Source organism: Mongoliitalea daihaiensis, from assembly GCF_021596945.1.
Classification (GTDB): Bacteria; Bacteroidota; Bacteroidia; order Cytophagales; family Cyclobacteriaceae; genus Mongoliitalea; species Mongoliitalea daihaiensis.
This window is the reverse complement of sequence record NZ_CP063779.1, coordinates 3304080-3322001: the sequence shown is the minus strand read 5'-3', so window position 1 is coordinate 3322001 and position 17922 is coordinate 3304080. Positions and strand designations below refer to the sequence as shown.

Sequence of the window (17922 nt, the reverse complement as noted above, 5' to 3'; positions counted from 1 at the left end):
CTTTTTCTATCTCTCAAACCTATTAAACCTATTGTAGATATTCAGTGATTGAATAACATGATCGAAAGGTAGAAAATCTTTTTATTCTGCGCAAGCAATCGATTGCGAAAATTTAATTTTGTCAAAACTGAGCTTCTTCTGTGCTGCCTTTCAATGCTACCGTAGAAGACAAACCTGCTGTCACTACTTCCTGTACTGCATCGAAATAGCCCGTTCCTACAAATGCCTGATGCTTTACTGCTTTGAAACCGCTGGACTGCAAGGCAAATTCTCTTTCTTGCAATTCAGAATAACCTGCCATTCCTCGCTCTTTGTAGGCCTTCGATAATTCAAACATGGAGGTGTTCAAAGCATGGAATCCTGCCAACGTAATAAACTGGAATTTATAACCCATTTCAGCCAAATTCTCTCTAAAAGTCAACATCTCTGATTTTGACAAATGTGCGGCCCAGTTAAATGAAGGAGAACAATTATAGGCCAACATTTTTCCTGGGTATTTAGCGTGTATAGCCTCGGCAAATTCACGGGCATAACCTAAATCAGGGTTGGATGTCTCCATCCAAATCAAGTCGGCATAAGGTGCATAGGAAAGCCCCCGGTCAATGCCTTGTTCAAGTCCATTGTTAACCTCATAAAAACCTTCTGAGGTACGCTTTCCAGTAATAAACTTGTGATCTCTTTTATCGATGTCAGAAGTAATCAAGTTTGCTGCGTCAGCATCTGTCCGTGCAATGACAATGGTAGATACACCCATCACATCAGTTGCCAATCGTGCTGCGATCAATTTGTTGATAGCTTCCTGAGTCGGAACCAATACTTTACCACCTAAGTGACCACATTTTTTAGCTGAGGATAGTTGATCTTCAAAGTGAACACCGGATGCACCTGATTCGATCATCATTTTCATCAATTCAAAGGCATTCAAATTACCTCCAAATCCTGCTTCTGCATCAGCTACGATGGGAACTAGGTAGTGTAAATCCTCTTTATCGGTAAGACTTTGAATTTGATCTGCACGAAGCAAAGCATTGTTGATTCGCTTGACTACGGCCGGTACTGAATCAGCAGGATACAAACTTTGATCCGGATACATATGACCGGCTAAGTTAGCATCTGCCGCAACCTGCCAGCCAGATAGATAGATGGCTTCAAGACCAGCCTGAACTTCCTGCACCGCTTGATTACCCGTCAATGCTCCCAAACCTGCTATAAATGGTTGAGAGGTCAATTTATCCCACAGACGCTCTGCTCCCATTTTGGCAATGCTGTGTTCAATTGGATAATTACCAGCTAAATTTACCACATCCATTCCAGTGTATGTACGAGTGATGCCTTCCCAGCGTGGGTTTTCTGCCCAATCTTTTTCAATGGCTACTGCGCGTTCAATTTTGTTCGTTTTCATAATTGTATTGTTGTTGTTTGGTTGTTATTTGGTTGCTGTTTGGTTTTTTGTTTTTCTTAAAAGCGAGATAGAAGTGATCAGTTCAATCCAGAAGTTGGTAAGCAGGCAGTGTTAAGAAATCAATGAAAGTCTTTCCAAGGACCAATTTGTCCATAAGCATCACTGCTTTTTTGAGATTTTCAGAACTCCCTCTCGGTTCATCTAGAAGTGCTTGAATTTTTTCAACTTCATGATGTTTCAACTCCTGATAAAGTTCGGGCGTAACACGTTGGCCATTATCCATTTTTGCTCGGTGGCGAATCCATTGCCACAATTGGGCCCTGCTAATCTCTGCTGTTGCGGCATCTTCCATCAAGTTATATAAGGCGGCAGCTCCTACCCCATTGAGCCAACTTTCGAGATATAAAATCCCCACATTGATATTGGTGCGAACTCCTTCTTCGGTTATAGTACTCTCTGGAATCCGAACATCAAGCAAATCTTTGTTTTCAAGTCCACTTTCCATTAGTGGCTTATTTTTTTGATTGCAATAACCAGAGTCGAAGGCCCGGGTAAACACATCCTTAGCAATATCAACCAAGAACGGATGTGCTACCCAGGTACCGTCGTAACCCAAACCTGCTTCTCTCTCTTTATCTAATGTCACTTTTTCCCTTGCTATTTGATTGATGGACTCATCCTTTGCAGGTATAAATGCTGACATACCCCCAATCGCATGTGCTCCTCTTTTATGGCATATTTCAACCAAACGGGTAGCATATGCCTTCATAAATGGTACACCCATGGTGATCTGACTTCTGTCTGGCAATACGAAGTTTTCATGATTTCTAAACTTCTTGATGACACTAAAGATGTAATCCCATCTACCGGCATTGAGCGCTACGATATGATCCTTTAATTCAAAAAGTATCTGATCCATCTCCAATGCTCCAAAGATTGTCTCTATCAAGACAGTACTTTTAATCGTTTTGTGAGGAATACCCAAGTAGTCCTGTGCTGCTATAAATACCTCATTCCACAGCCGCGCTTCCAAATGATTCTCTAATTTTGCTAAGTAAAAATAGGGACCTGAACCACGTTTAATCAATTCCTCTGCATTGTGAAAAAAGAATAACCCAAAGTCTACTAAAGAAGCACTCAACGGTTCTCCATTGATTTGCAATTGCTTTTCCTCCAAATGCCACCCGCGAGGACGAACCTTTAAAACTGCATGTGATTCTTTCAATGCATATGTTTTTCCATTTTCTGCCGTAAAATCAATTTTATTGCGAATCGCATCGTATAAATTTGCCTGACCTTCGATCATATTCAACCACGTAGGAGAAGATGCATCTTCAAAGTCAGCCATAAAGACTTTGGAGCCCGAATTAAGTGCATTGATAACCATTTTACGATCAACTGGACCCGTAATCTCCACTCTCCGATCTTCCAAATCAGCAGGAACACCGGCAATCGTCCAGTCTCCGTCTGTTTTAGGGATTTCCTCCAAAATTTTATCCAATTCACCCTTGTCCAATCGCTCTTGAATGCGTTGCCTTTTTACCAAAATAGAATACCTTTTTTCGCGAAATTTTAACTCTAGATAGGCCAAAAATTCCAAGGCTTCCGGTGAAAGGATATGATCACAACTAGCGGGTATCGCTCCCAATACGGCTAGTTTTAAATTATCTGTTACTGCTATGGTCATGTTGCTCTTGGTTAATGTGTTTCGATGATGTAAACATAGCAAAACGAATTTAAATAAAAAAGCGAAATTTCGCTTTTTTATAAATTTATTTTATTTATATATTTTCGTCATAAGAAAAAACACGCTAAAAAGCTTTTTTATTGAGGTTTTCGAGGTATATTCAATTATTCAATAAATACGATTTGATAAAAGAAGTACGCATCACTCATGAAAGAAGAAAATATCCGAATCATATTTGGGCTAAAGCTCAAGCAGTTAAGGAAGGAGAAAAATTTATCCCTACAAGAGCTATCTGACAAAACAGGCATCTCTGTTTCATACCTGAATGAAATCGAAAAGTCGAAAAAATACCCTAAAGCTGATAAAGTATTCAAGTTGGCAGAAGCCTTAAAAGTAGAGTATGACTACTTGGTTTCTTTACAGTTGGAAGACAAAATGAAGCCAATATCGGATTTACTACATTCCAATATACTATCAGAATTACCATTAGATATTTTCGGAATTGATCCGAGTTCTTTTATTGAATTGTTATCAGATGCCCCTACCAAACTCAATGCATTTATCATTACATTGATGGATATAAGTCGTGCCTATGACATCAGTTTGGAGGAATTTTTCTTGTCCTCCCTAAGAGCATATCAGGAAATGCATGACAATTATTTCCCAGATTTAGAAAGCCAAGTGAATGCATGCAAGGTCCAACATCATCTACCTCTGCACCCAACTACGCATCAACTTATAGAAATTTTAGAATCTACCTACGGATACCAAGTGATTGCTTTTGACTTTGAACAAGAAGTTGGCTTGGCCAAAACTAGGAGTCTTTTATTACCAGGGAAAACCTCAAAATTCCTATTGAACCCTAACTTAACCGAAAACCAAAAAATATTTGCATTAGGAAGAGAGCTAGGCTATGCTTATCTCAAGCTTAACACTAGACCATATTCTTCATCTTGGATCAGCGTCAATTCTTTTGAAGAAGTCCTGCACCACTTTCAGGCCAGTTACTTCAGTTGTGCTATGCTGCTGGACGAAAAGGAATTCATAAAAGATCTCGAAAAGTTTTTAAATCAAACGCAACTAGACCACGAGCTTTTATTGAGTTGGATAGAAAAATACAATGTTACTCCGGAAACATTGGTATATAGAATCACTAATCTTCTTCCCAAACATTTTGGCTTGAAGGAGCTCTTTTTTCTTCGCATCAGTAAGAGTCTACCAACGGGAAATTTCTCCTTAGACAAGGAGTTGCATCTGTCCGGTATTCACCATCCGCATGCTTCCAAACAAAAAGAAGACTATTGCAGACGGTGGGTGTCAGCCACTATATTTGATGATTTTGCTAAAAGTCGTGCTCCTCGAATAGGTAAAGCACAGTATTCCTTTTATCCGGATGGACAATCCTACTTTGTCTTTGCACTTGCCTATCAATCAGGCTTGAAACACCAAGAGCAAATCAGTATATCATTTGGCCTGAAAGTAAACAGTGCATTCAAAAGAAAAGTAAAATTTCACAATGATTCATCCATACAACTAAAACATGTAGGCACTACTTGTCAGACATGCCCGGTTGAAAATTGCGAAGTAAGGGTTTCACCACCGTATAAACTTCAAAAAATACAATCTAAATTAGAAAAAGAGAGAAAGCTTTCGGCAGTCAAAGATCGATTTCAATGAATAGAGCACAGATCAAACTAGCAGCAGAACGAATCGCTGAATGTTACCACACCTACATCACAACCTTCAATGAGTTGACAGCTCTTGCTCCTCAGCACTTTATCGATAAAGATTGGTTGGGTATGCAGCAAAATCACAAGCGAAGGTTGAGGCTATATAAAGATCAAGTGGAAGCTACCAAGCTACTGCTACAAGGCTTAGTAAAAGACAGTTCGCAGGAAAGGGAATTCTGGAAAGAAACCAAATCTTATTACTCTTGGAGTATAACTGAACGAAAAGACAAAGAGTTAGCAGAAACATTTTTCAATTCGGTGGTTCGGAAAATTTACACCTTACAAGGAATTGAAAACGACCTAATGTTTGTGTTTGAGGGTTATGACACTTGTGATTTTCATTCATCTGAGAAGCTGTTCTTTACCTATCCACCAGAATGGGGACTTCAAAAAATCATTCGAAGCATTCTCCAAGATTTTGACTTTGGTGTTACTTATATGGATAAAGAAGCAGATATCCAATTGTTGGTCAGAGCTGTAAGAGAAGTAATACTGACCCGTTATCAAGCTACTAAAGACACCATTACGCAGGTCTGGAAAAATGTTTTTTATAGAAATAAAGCAGCATATTTGATTGGCCGGACAAAAGTAGGCGGCAAATGGATGCCTTTTATCATCCCTTTTTTAAATGGTCCCAAAGGCATATATGTAGACACGTTAATTTTTGATCCTTTGACCATGTCTTCCTTGTTTGGCTTTACACGCTCCTATTTCATGGTAGAGGCCCCTATACCATCCCAATTGGTTGCATTTCTCAACTCGGTCATTTCCCAGAAAAAAATCCATGAGCTCTATAATTCTATAGGCTTCAACAAACATGGTAAAACAGAATTTTACAGGGATTTCTTGATCCATCTAGAGCATAGCTCAGACCTATTGACGGAAGCAGAAGGGATCAAAGGAATGGTAATGGAGGTGTTTACCCTTCCTTCTTACAACATTGTATTTAAAATGGTCAAAGATTACTTTGAACCACCCAAAACCATGACCCGACAGGAAGTGCGCGAAAAATACAAGCTTGTAAGTGTACACGACCGGGTTGGTAGGATGGCTGATACCCATGAATTTGAATACTTTCACTTTCCGATCAATCGGGTAGCTCCTTCCTTACTAAAAACCCTAAAGGCTACAGTCAACTCCATGCTCAGCTTTACTGATACAGAAATTATTATCAAACATCTGTATACAGAACGTAGAATGATTCCATTAAATATTTATTTGGAAATATGTACTTATGAAGAAGCCAAGATTGCTGTAGAAGAATATGGCTACTCTATCCTTCAATTAGCTCAAGCAAATATTTTCCCTGGAGATATGATGACCAAAAACTTTGGCGTCACACGTCAAAAGCGTGTAGTGTTTTACGATTACGATGAAATCGAATTCCTCACTGATATGAATTTCAGATGGAAGCCAAAAGCAGAAACTTATGAGCAGATTTATGCATCCTCCCCTTGGTATGACATTGCCCCAAACGATGTTTTCCCAGAAGATTTCAAGCGTTTTATGATCGGACGGGAAGATGTCAAACCACACTTTTGGGAGTATCACAAAAATTTATTCAACCCCGATTATTGGAAAGAAATCCAAGGAAAAATCAAAAAAGGAGAATTGCTTCACGCATTTCCTTACCCCAAAGAAATCCGCTTCAGACCCGAAGAGGAAGCCTAGGTAGGGCGTACAGGAGAGATAAGGAGCATGAGACTAGAAAGAAATGTCAAAACCTCTCCCTAGAGTCTGGGACACAAGGATCAAAGCTTAGGTGATCATTGAAAAATGAGCAATGAAAAATAGATGACGGGAAATGACAGCTAGGAATCAAGCTAGGATTGTAGCAGTGGAAAATATCAGGATTTTAGCGTCCCAATCAATTTGGAAAATACCTTCTCACACTCCTTCAATCCCAATTTGTATCTTGAGTGAAACCTATGATTACTGATGGCTTGTCACATGGTATGCACCACCTGTTAACCGCTCACCATTCTCTATCTCGCCACCCAGATATCTTTCATAGACTTCCCATTGATTTGTAGTACAAACCTTGTAGGGTTAGGGATTAGCACCAGTCTCACGTCCATTTTGTCAAATTGTTCGGACTCTAAAGGCACTCCTTGCGCGCCGTGAACTTCGTATGTAACTTGACCTTTCGCATCTGCTTTCATTGGAATATACTTATTAGCTAAGTAAGCGGATGGTAGCAGTACTTCATTGTCAGACTTTAAGGCTGCATAGACTTTATCTAAGGCGGCTTCTAACTCATCTCCGAAATCGTCATTGAAATCATCTTCCAAATCATGTAACTCCTCCTCTATGTCATCATAGGCTTCATCTGCATATGATAATTTACTCAATTCAATACGCTTTTCTACAATAGCAGTTAAGTCTTGGTCAAGTTTTTTGAAATCCATAATTAATGATACTGATTAGGCCACGAAGGTAGATATTCTCTCAAGTGAAACCAAAAATCTTCTAAATTATCATCCTTCAAAAAGGATTTCAAGCAAATGGAGTTTTGGAATCCAACATTCGTACGTATTTTGGCACTCAGTTCATCATGCCATTTAAAAAATCAGAAAATATGCAAAATTATTCCAATCATACTCGGTATTATCCTTTCCACCACTTTATAGTGACCCCATTAACACTCATCTATTTTGCTTGGAGTGTCTCAGGCCTGATAGATGTGTGGGGAAGTCCAGAACAGTCTCATGCCTTTTTTCATCTCTTAGGTGCATTTATTATCCTACTTATGCCAATACTTTCTAGGATCTATGCTATGAAAAATCAGGACCGGGTCATTCGATTAGAAATCCGTCAACAGTATTTTGAACTTACAGGGAAGAGTTTTCAGGAACAGGAACGAAAGCTTCGCATGAGCCAAATCGTAGCACTTCGCTTTGCAAGTAATGAAGAATTCATTCCACTGATGGAGAAAACAATCAACGATGGACTCGGAAGTAAAGAAATCAAACAACAAATTATTAATTGGAAGGAGGACACCAAACGTGTATAAGAATTTGAGCCTTGTCTTCTTGGGCCTTACCTTTATCAGCAACCTCTATGCTCAAGAAATTATGGTCACAGTCGCTGAACAACTAGCACAAGCCCAACTAGATGCTTACAATCAACGGGATTTGGACTCATTCCTTATTCCTTATGCAGAAGATGTGAAAGTCTATGAATTTCCTGACAAACTACTCTACGAAGGCAAACAACGAATGAGTGAAATCTATGGGCGCATGTTTATTAGGACTCCAGATTTAAATTGCTACCTAGTCAATCGATTGGTCATGGGGAATACGGTCATAGATCAGGAATTGGTGACCATCGACAAAAATCAACCTCCGATGAAGGCCATCGCGATCTACAAAATTCACAATAAAAAAATAACAGAAGTATACTTTATTTATGATAGAGATTAGAAAAGCTTCGATTTCTGATATACCTTTTATCAAAAGCATTGCTGAAGAAACATGGCCAATTACATTTGGGAACATCCTGAACGAAAGTCAGATACGCTACATGTTGGATTGGATGTATAGTACCGAGACACTTCAACAACAAATAGAAACGGAAAATCATCAATTTTTGGTGGCACAGACGAGAGCCGGAGATTCCGTGCTAGGATTTGCAGGCATCCAACATGGGATTGAAAACGAGTTGACAAAAATTCACAAGCTGTATATCAGGCCTAAAGCTCAGGGTATGGGTGTTGGAAGAAGAATGATGGATCAAATCACGGAGTTGGCTCATGAACAAGGAGACTACGGGATTTTCTTGAATGTAAACAAGTATAATACACAGGCTATTGATTTTTATCAGTATCTTGGATTTATCAAAGTGTCGGAGGAAGTAATCGATATAGGTAATGGCTATGTCATGGATGATTATGTGATGCAATTATCCTTAAATCGTTAATAAGTTTTACTGGATTTATGAAAACACCAAACCCGCAAAATATTCCGGGAATATTCAATTATTGCAACCGTTGGTGCGAGCGTTGTCCTTTTTCTGACCGTTGCACATTATATCAGCAAGAGCATGGGGACTGGCCCGATGAAGATGCCGATATGAATGAAGATGCTTTTTGGGACAAACTGAAAGGTAATCTGGAAAATTCCATGGATATGCTTCAAGAGCTGGCAGATGAACAAGGAATTGACCTAAATGAAATCACTCAGGAAGAGCAGGAAGAAGCGTATCATGAAATGCAAGTAAATGAATTGATGGTTGACATCAATCCGCTGAGCAATTTAACGAGTGATTATTTAGATACTTGTCTCACTTGGGTGAAAAACTCAGAAATCTGGGCGTCCCTCCATGAACACATCCACTTACAAAGCGGTGATAAAATCAATGAATTAGAAGCCATCAGGGATGAAAGCTTGGAAGTCATCCAATGGTATATGACTTTAATTCCCTCCAAAGTCCATGTAGCTTTAAATTCAAAAGAAGAAGCGGATTTTTGGGATCAATACCCCGTTGAAGAGCGCCACTACAATGGGATTGCTAAATTGATTTTGGTTTGCCTTAAAGACTCTCTAGAAGCTTGGGAAGGCTTAGAGAGTTTATTTTCAAGTGCACCCGAACAGCTACTGTATGCCAAAAGCTTGTTATCCACTATTGAAAGTCAAATACGAGCGCAATTTCCTGACGCTGAGCTTTTCAAAAGGCCAGGTTTCGATTCCTGAATATAAAAAACAAATTAGCTATCATAATCACGCTTACAAAATTCTAACATAAATACGTACGCTAGTAAAGACACTGTATGCTACTTAGCAAGCTGGAAATAAAGGGTTTTAAAAGTTTTGGTGACCGCATGGTCATTCATTTTGATAAAGGGATCACCGGAGTGGTAGGGCCAAATGGCTGTGGAAAATCAAATGTAGTGGATGCTATTCGTTGGGTGTTGGGGGAACAGAAAACACGGATGCTTCGGTCAGATAAAATGGAAAATGTCATTTTCAATGGCACGAAGAACAGGAAACCTACCAACATGGCAGAAGTCTCCCTGACTTTTGAAAATACAAAAAACCTACTTCCAACAGAATACACACATGTTACCATTACCCGTCGCTACTACAGAAGTGGGGAAAGTGAATATTTATTGAATGGAATCGTATGTCGGTTGAAGGATATCACGAACCTGTTTATGGATACGGGTATCAACTCCAATAGCTACGCAATCATCGAATTAAAAATGATCGATGAGCTTCTCAATGACAAAAACAATTCCCGAAGAGATCTTTTCGAGGAAGCAGCAGGTATTTCTAAGTTTAAGACCCGAAAAAAGGAAACACTGCGGAAGTTGGAGGATACAGATGCAGACTTAGATCGAGTTGAGGATATTTTATATGAGATTGAGAAAAATCTGAAAAGCTTAGAAAAGCAGGCCAAGCAAACAGCCAAATATTTTGAAATCAAAGCAGAATACAAAGAAGCTAGTATCAATCTTGCCAAAAAATCTGTTCAAAAATACCAAGATCAACTGATTGACCTTCACGGAAAAGTCGTGGGAGAAAATGACCGAAAGTTGGGTATACAAACACAAATGGCAGCATTAGAATCCCGTCTTGAGCAGTTGAAAGCAGATTTGATTCAAAAAGAAAAATTGCTAAGTAGTAGGCAGAAGTCCCTCAATGAGCACGTCAACAAAATCCGGCAATTTGAAAGTGATAAAAAAATCAAAAATGAGCGATCACGATTTTTGGAAGATCGGTCCCAGAAACTTCGGGAACAAATCGATGCAGACCGCAAATCCAATGATCGAGCTGGTTTTAGCATCCGTTCTTTGGAGCAAGAAAAAGAATCTTCTGAAAAGCAACTAGCTGAAAAGTCACTCATCATTGAAGAGCTCAAGCAGGAATATGAGCATCAGAAAAGCGTACAGCAACAGATTCAAGAGCAGCAAAAGGAAAGCGCTCGTCTACATAACAGTAAAAAAGAACGGGTTTATCAGCTTTCAAAAGACCAAGAAATCAAACAAATCCAATTATCGACCTTAAAACAGGAGTTAGAAAAAACTGCGGTAGATGACACTACCCAAGAAAGCAGCCTACTGGAATTTGAGGATAAAATTCTTGATTTAAAAGAGCAATTGGATAATAAGCTTGAAGCATTGCAAGCTTTCAAAACTAAAGAGGAAGAGCAACTCCAGAAAATCGAAGAAGGAAACCGTGTTCTGGAAATAATCCGGGAGGAAGTTACACAGCTTTCACGAAAGCTTGATGCCAAACAAAATGAGTATAATCTTACCAAATCCTTGGTAGAAAACCTGGAAGGATTTCCAGAGGCCATTAAGTTTTTGAAGAAAAACTCCACGTGGGCAAAAGAGACTCCCCTACTCTCTGATGTATTGACCACGGATGAACGCTACAGGGTAACAGTTGAAAACTACCTAGAAACCTACATGAACTACTATGTAGTGGAAACAGAGGAGCAGGCTATTACCGCTGTCAATCTTTTAAGTGATTCGGCAAAAGGAAAGGCTAATTTCTTTGTATTAGACCAGTTTAAAAATTTCCAACCTAGTCAAACCAAATTATTTGCCAATGCTATTCCTGCTACTGAAATCATCGAATACGATGAAAAGTATGCCAAATTAATTGCCTTTATTCTAGATGACGTCTACATAGTTAAGGGAGATCATAAGGACTTTCCAGTAGGACAAGAGGCTATTTTTATCTCCGAAAGTGGTAAATACACCAAGCGAAAATTCAGTATCAGCGGTGGTTCTGTGGGCCTTTTCGAAGGAAAACGGATCGGACGAGCCAAGAATTTGGAAAAATTAGAGAAGGAAATCAGAGAACTCCATAAAAAGCTATCCTCTGTTCGATCTAATCTGGATAATAAGGTCTCTGACATGATTAAACTAAAAGATGTTTCCTACAAATCATCTATAGAACACTTGCAAGAGGAAATCAATGAATTGAATCAGCAATACATTTCTATCCGCACCAAAAAAGAACAACTAGCAGAACTTTTGAATTCTAATGCCAATAAGCGGGAAGATATTTTGGAACGGATTGAAAATCTGGAAATCAGCTTAGCAAGCATTACCCCTGACTTATTGGATGAACGCGCGTCTTTGGAGGAACTTGGCTATACATTGGAGGAATTAGAAATTCAATTAGCTGAAGAAACTGCTAAAATGACCCAAAAGTCCAGTCATTTTAATCAAGAAAACATCCTTTATCATCAGCAACTCAATAAAGTCAATAGCCTGATTCAAGAGATTGAATTTAAGCAAGCTGCTTTCGAATCTAGTAAAGAACGAATTGAAAAATCACAAGCTGAGTTGAGTCAAATCGATGCAGAAATCAAAGTTCTCTTGGACACCAATGAGATCAAGGATGATGAGCTGATTGAATTGTATGCAGAAAAAGAAAATATTGACAAGGGAGTTGTTGAAGCTGAAAAAGATTATTATGCCTGCCGTGGTGATATAGATTTGATTGATAAACAAATCCGTGAACTTCAAAAATCAAAAGAAAACTTCGATACACTGATTCATCAATTGGAGCAAAGTATGAATGAAGTCAAACTCAAATTGGCAAGTATGAAGGAGCGCTTAGAAGTGGAGTTTGAGATTGATTTAGAGCAACTGATGGAAGAAAACCCCGAAGTTGCAGAGGGTTTTAAAGAAATTTCGGAAAGTGATTTGAGGCAGTTGGTAACCAAAAATAGGGAACGCTTGGAAAAAATAGGTCCTATTAACCCTATGGCCATGGAAGCATATGATGAGATCAAAGAACGGCACACGTTTATTTCCACCCAACGGGACGATTTATTAGTTGCCAAAACCTCCTTGATCGAAACCATCGATGAAATCGAGCAAGTAGCGAAAGAAACATTTTTAACTGCATTTGCAGCGATAAAGGCAAACTTTATCCATGTTTTCCGTTCGCTATTCACGGAAGAGGATCAGTGTGATTTGATTCTCGTCGACCCTGAAAAGCCATTGGACAGCAGCATAGAGATTATCGCAAAACCAAAAGGTAAAAGGCCTTTGACCATTAATCAGTTGTCGGGTGGAGAAAAAACTCTGACTGCCACCTCCCTTCTATTTGCCATCTACTTATTGAAGCCAGCGCCCTTCTGTATTTTTGATGAGGTGGATGCCCCTTTGGATGATGCCAATATTGATAAATTCAATAATATTATTCAAAACTTCTCTAAAGAATCGCAGTTCATTATCGTTACGCACAATAAGCGAACTATGGCAAGTACGGATATCATTTATGGCATCACCATGATCGAAGCAGGCGTTTCAAGAGTTGTACCAGTTGATTTAAGAGAACTCGGATAAAGGATCTAAATAAGAAATTTTATTTTGATTTTTAACGAGGAATCTGTAATTTTTACCTTTGCTGTGATTCACATTACAATGATAAATTTATGAATGATCCTGTTGCACAAATTCCTAGAGAAGCCCTCTTGATTTTGGAAAATAGTCTATTGAAGGATTGGGTGAGTTACAGCGAAAACATCTCTTCTTGGGATGTGGCCCTGTGGTGGGAAACAAGAGTCCCCGAAGTATGTAACCTCCTGCAAGCGAAAGGACTCTGCTTCTTTGATTACAGCCTTTCTCAACAATCCCTAACGCGGTTCAATGGATGGTTGGACAATCAAACAATAGAGAGCAGTAAAATTTTACAATTCTTTTCGTCAGTAGAGGAAAAAACACTTTTGCAATCACTGGAATCTCTTCCTTTAGATGAGTTAGTTGAATTGACCAATGCAAGCTTATTATCAAAGATCCTACTTGATATGGGTATGAGTCATTTGCATATTCGAAAAACGGATCAACTACAGTATTTAATCTCTGCATTTGCATTCACTCAAACACAGCTAACACCTTCAGCCTTCAGTCTCTTAAATGTATTCAATAAAGTTTACCATCAATTAACTGGCTTACAGGTACAGCAGGCAAGCATAGCACAGCAATCACAAGGTCTTCATTGTGTGCATCAACTTATATCCCTTGGAGAGAGGGAATTACCTATTAAACAGTATCTTCAAGCATCCGTTGAAATTATTTCGTCTGGATTTCAATCGCCCCATAAAACTGGGGTAAGAATCCTATTCGAAGATATGGAGTGTTACTCTAAAAACTTTCGACCGTATCCATTTCAGTTAATCCGTGATTTTTCCTCATCTTCCACCACTAAGTTTAGCGTCATGTTGACGAGGGATCGATCATTTATGGAGATGGAAGGATTTTTGTTGGATACCATTTCCAAAACTTTAGGAGATTATGTTGCTAAAAAAAGAACCATTTTATCCTTGGAGCAAAGTGAATTAAGGCTAAACAACTTGGTGAGGTCTCAAACAAACTTTGTACTTCGAACCGATTTGGAAGGCATACATTTATATACCAATGATACCTTTGATAGAGAATTTGGTTGGCTTTATAAGGATATCCCAGCCCACAAACATAATGCCTTTGAATCCATAGCTCCACATCATCATCAACGTACGCTGGACATTGTCCAGAAATGTTTTAAAAAGCCAGGAAAAATCTTTCAAGTTGAGTTGGATAAACCCAAAAAAGGAGGTGGTTTTAGGACTACCCTTTGGGAATTTGTTTGCTTAGTTGATCAAAAAGGCAATCCCTATGAAATTCAGTGCATGGGCATTGATATCACCAATCGCAAACAAGCAGAGCGTGCGATTGCCTACAGTGAAAGTAAATACAAGTTTTTATTTGATCATTCTCCCAATGGTGTATTGTTGATCAAAGAAGGTAAATTTATCGAATGCAATTTGGCTGCAATAGAAATGATTGGAGGTCAAAAAAAAGATATTTTAGGAAAAAGTCCTTCCCAACTATCCCCTATATATCAACCCAACGGGATTCATTCAGAAAAAATCGAAAACAAATTACTCCAACTGATTTCAAAAGGGGAAAATCAGTATTTTGAATGGGTTCATTCCAAGGTGGATGGAAGCCCTTTGATTGTGGATGTATTCGCGTCCAAACTAACTATAGACGGGGAAGAACAGGTTTTTGTAGTGTGGGATGATATTACTGGAAAAAAGGCATCAGAAGAAAAACTCCGAAAACTGTCTATGGCGGTTGAACAGAACCCTTTGAGCATTGTTATTACCAACTTAGAAGGGAATATTGAATATGCCAATAGCTCCACATTTAAAGTTACAGGATATAGTCCTGATGAATTGATAGGTAAAAACCCGAGAGTACTTAAATCAGGACTCACTCCAAACTCTGATCATGAGAAATTATGGGGTACAATAACCAAAGGGGAGCTATGGCAAGGCTTACTTTATAATCGAAAGAAATGTGGTGAAACCTACACTGAAAAAGCAACTATAGGGCCCATTAAAAATGAAAGTGGGCAGATTACCCATTACATCGCTATCAAAGAAGATATATCAGAGAAATTACAAACCGAGCGAAATCTTGCCATTAGTGAAGAGCGATTTAGACAAATCACTGAACAAAGTCAGACAGTAATTTGGGAGATTGACTTAGATGGGTTTTATACATTTATTTCACCTGCTGCAGAAAAGGTTTTTGGTTATAAGCCGGAAGAGTTAATAGGAAAAAAACATTTCTATGACATGCATCCTGATAATCTGAAAGAAAATTTTAAAGAGAAAGCAATCAGACTTGTCAAAGAAAGGATTACGATTAAAGATTTTGAAAATCCCATTCAAACTAAAAGTGGACAACTCATTTGGGTCACTACCAATGCCACCCCGATGATGGATCATCAACAGCATATCATTGGTTACAGGGGGTCCGATTCAGATATTACGGAAAGGAAAGTTGCAGAAGAACAACTCAAAGAGCAAAACGATCGACTGAACGCCATCCTTATAGCCAATCCTGATTTAATTTTTATTTTGAATCAAGAAGAAATTATCCAATCTTTTTTTGCCAGCAATGAAGCTGACTTAAAATTACCTAGAAATCAAATTATTGGAGCTAGTTTGTTAGATATTTTTGGGACTGATGGAAGGTTAATTCATGCAGAACATCTTGCTACGTGTTTGCAAACTCAAGAAAGAGTAACCTATGAATATGAGATTGAGATTTATGAAAAAATCAATTACTACGAATCCAGGATGGTTCCACTTGCCAATAATCGAGTATTAGCATTTGTTCGAAACATTACAGATCGTGTCAATGCTGAGAAAGGATTGATTGAACTGAATATGAACTTGGAAGAACGGGTCATTGAGCGTACTCAGGAGATGGAACAAGCTAAAAAAGAAGCTGAAAGAGCTAATCATGCAAAAAGTGAGTTTCTATCTAGAATGAGCCATGAATTACGAACCCCGATGAACTCCATTCTGGGTTTTGCTCAGTTACTCGAGATGGGAGAATTATCTGAAAAACAAGTAAAAGGAATTTCTCAAATCTTAAAAAGTGGTCATCATCTATTGGACTTGATCAATGAAATTTTAGATATATCAAAAATTGATGCAGGAAAAATTTCCTTATCCCTAGAACCTGTTCAGCTTCGTCCCATTTTACTTGAAATGATAGAAACAGTCAGTCCCTTGGCTACCAAAAATCAAATTCAAGTGGAAATGCTGGATTGCGAAGAGTTTGATGCTTTTATCTACGCAGATAAACAAAGACTCAAACAGATTTTGTTAAACTTGATCAATAATGCCATCAAGTATAACCACCCTCAGGGATACGTGAAGCTCGAATGTCACAAAATATTTGATTCTTACAATCGAGAAAAAATTCGTATTTTAGTGCATGACAGTGGTTTTGGAATAGCAGAAGAAAATTTTGAACGGATTTTCAACCCTTTTGAACGGATTGTCAATACTCATTCGGAAATTGAAGGTACAGGGCTAGGACTTGCTGTTGTTAAAAAATTGACAGAAATCATGCGAGGGAATATTTATGTGGAAAGTGAACTGGATAAAGGGAGCACTTTTGCAGTAGAATTTGAAAAAGTAAAACATACAGATCACCAATTGAATTCTTTGTCTTACGATCTCCTGATTGATGAATTGAGAACAGATTCCCCTGAAGCAACTATCCTATATGTAGAGGATAACAGCGCCAATTTGAAATTGGTGGAGGATATCCTGCAAACAGCCCGGCCTTCTTTGACGTTAATTTCTTCGATTTATGGAAAGCAGACAGTTCAACTGGTCAAAGAATATAAGCCTAAAGTTATCTTACTGGATCTGAATCTTCCAGACATTCACGGAAGTGAGGTCATCAAAAATTTAAAGTCTTACCCTGAAACTAAAGATGTCCCAGTCCTTGTCATCAGTGCAGATGCCATCGAAGAACAAGTGCAGCATGTGCTTTCCTTAGGAGCAGTAGCGTATCTAACCAAACCTATCAATATTCAATCATTTTTGACTGAATTAGACCAGTTAATTAATACCAATGGAAGAACAACTAAAAAAATGTAAAATACTCATAATTGACGATAAGGAATCCAATGTAGATTTATTGACAGAATTGCTGGAAACCCATGGTTACCAATCATTAGCAACAGAGACTGATGCTAGAAACGCTATCGCTCAAATTGATCAATTCAAACCAGACTTGGTACTGCTCGATTTGATGATGCCACACATTTCCGGGTTCGATATCCTGAAAATAATCCAAGGAAACCCAACTCATTATGCACACTTGAAAGTATTGGTATTGACAGCAGATGTAACGTTGCCAACTAAACAAAAAGCATTATCCCTCGGGGCGCATGATTTCTTGACAAAACCATTTGATCTAGTGGAGGTTACGTTGAGAATTAAAAATTTACTTTTAAATGCTTATTTGTTCAAACAGCTCCAAAAGCAAAATCAAATGTTAGAAGAAAAAGTAGCTGAAAGAACAAAAGAATTAAGTAAAAGTAATGAGGCAATCAAAGAGCAGTTAAACGCTTTGAAAGATATCGCTTGGATGCAATCTCATATAGTCAGGGCACCTCTAGCAAGAATCTTAGGGCTGATTGATATTTTACACGACCATGATCTTACCCAAAAAGCATTTAAAAAAACCATGCTTCAATTAGAACATTCTGCAAAGGAACTAGATCAGGTAGTGAAAGAAATCACGGAGAAAACATATACACGCGACATGTTTGAATAAGTTTACAAAT

Annotated in this window: 12 protein-coding genes; 9 read left to right on the top strand and 3 right to left on the bottom strand. The window is 38.4% G+C overall.

The window, feature by feature from the left end; translation table 11 throughout:
• Positions 1-121: 121 nt before the first annotated feature.
• Positions 122-1402, bottom strand: coding sequence for an isocitrate lyase (gene aceA / locus IPZ59_RS14045; RefSeq protein ID WP_236136677.1), 1281 nt, complete (start codon positions 1400-1402; stop codon positions 122-124).
• 82 nt (positions 1403-1484) lie between these two features.
• A complete protein-coding gene (aceB, locus tag IPZ59_RS14040) occupies positions 1485-3089 on the bottom strand; it encodes a malate synthase A (RefSeq protein WP_236136676.1) in 1605 nt (534 codons plus the stop codon).
• A 207-nt stretch (positions 3090-3296) separates the two neighbouring features.
• On the opposite strand from aceB, the gene IPZ59_RS14035 reads away from it, so the two are divergent.
• Both IPZ59_RS14035 and aceK read left to right on the top strand, forming a co-directional pair.
• Positions 3297-4766 (top strand): helix-turn-helix domain-containing protein, encoded by a 1470-nt coding sequence (locus IPZ59_RS14035; protein ID WP_236136675.1) that lies wholly within the window; start codon positions 3297-3299, stop codon positions 4764-4766.
• A complete protein-coding gene (gene aceK / locus IPZ59_RS14030) occupies positions 4763-6490 on the top strand; it encodes a bifunctional isocitrate dehydrogenase kinase/phosphatase (RefSeq protein ID WP_236136674.1) in 1728 nt (575 codons plus the stop codon). The genes IPZ59_RS14035 and aceK overlap by 4 nt, the downstream gene beginning before the upstream one ends.
• Before the next feature lie 314 nt (positions 6491-6804).
• On the opposite strand, the gene IPZ59_RS14025 is transcribed toward aceK, so the two are convergent.
• Positions 6805-7227, bottom strand: coding sequence for a hypothetical protein (locus IPZ59_RS14025; RefSeq protein ID WP_236136673.1), 423 nt, complete (start codon positions 7225-7227; stop codon positions 6805-6807).
• Between the two features lie 170 nt (positions 7228-7397).
• Here IPZ59_RS14025 and IPZ59_RS14020 point away from each other — a divergent pair, with 170 nt between their 5' ends.
• From IPZ59_RS14020 to IPZ59_RS13990, 7 genes are all read left to right on the top strand, one after another.
• A complete protein-coding gene (locus tag IPZ59_RS14020; RefSeq protein WP_236136672.1) occupies positions 7398-7832 on the top strand; it encodes a DUF6526 family protein in 435 nt (144 codons plus the stop codon).
• On the top strand, positions 7825-8241 hold the full coding sequence (locus IPZ59_RS14015; protein WP_236136671.1) for a nuclear transport factor 2 family protein: 417 nt from the start codon (positions 7825-7827) through the stop codon (positions 8239-8241). Before IPZ59_RS14020 ends, IPZ59_RS14015 begins: the two co-directional genes overlap by 8 nt.
• Positions 8228-8737, top strand: a complete 510-nt coding sequence (locus tag IPZ59_RS14010; protein ID WP_236136670.1) for a GNAT family N-acetyltransferase — start codon at positions 8228-8230, stop codon at positions 8735-8737. Before IPZ59_RS14015 ends, IPZ59_RS14010 begins: the two co-directional genes overlap by 14 nt.
• 17 nt (positions 8738-8754) lie before the next feature.
• The gene (locus IPZ59_RS14005) at positions 8755-9510 is read left to right on the top strand and encodes a hypothetical protein (protein WP_236136669.1); all 756 of its coding nucleotides are present in this window, start codon (positions 8755-8757) and stop codon (positions 9508-9510) included.
• 77 nt (positions 9511-9587) lie between these two features.
• Positions 9588-13127, top strand: coding sequence for a chromosome segregation protein SMC (gene smc, locus IPZ59_RS14000; protein WP_236136668.1), 3540 nt, complete (start codon positions 9588-9590; stop codon positions 13125-13127).
• 89 nt (positions 13128-13216) lie between these two features.
• The gene (locus IPZ59_RS13995; RefSeq protein ID WP_236136667.1) at positions 13217-17230 is read left to right on the top strand and encodes a PAS domain S-box protein; all 4014 of its coding nucleotides are present in this window, start codon (positions 13217-13219) and stop codon (positions 17228-17230) included.
• Positions 17205-17912 carry a response regulator gene (locus IPZ59_RS13990; RefSeq protein ID WP_236136666.1) on the top strand — a complete coding sequence of 236 codons (708 nt, stop codon included), beginning with the start codon at positions 17205-17207 and terminating at the stop codon, positions 17910-17912. The genes IPZ59_RS13995 and IPZ59_RS13990 overlap by 26 nt, the downstream gene beginning before the upstream one ends.
• Positions 17913-17922 lie beyond the last annotated feature (10 nt).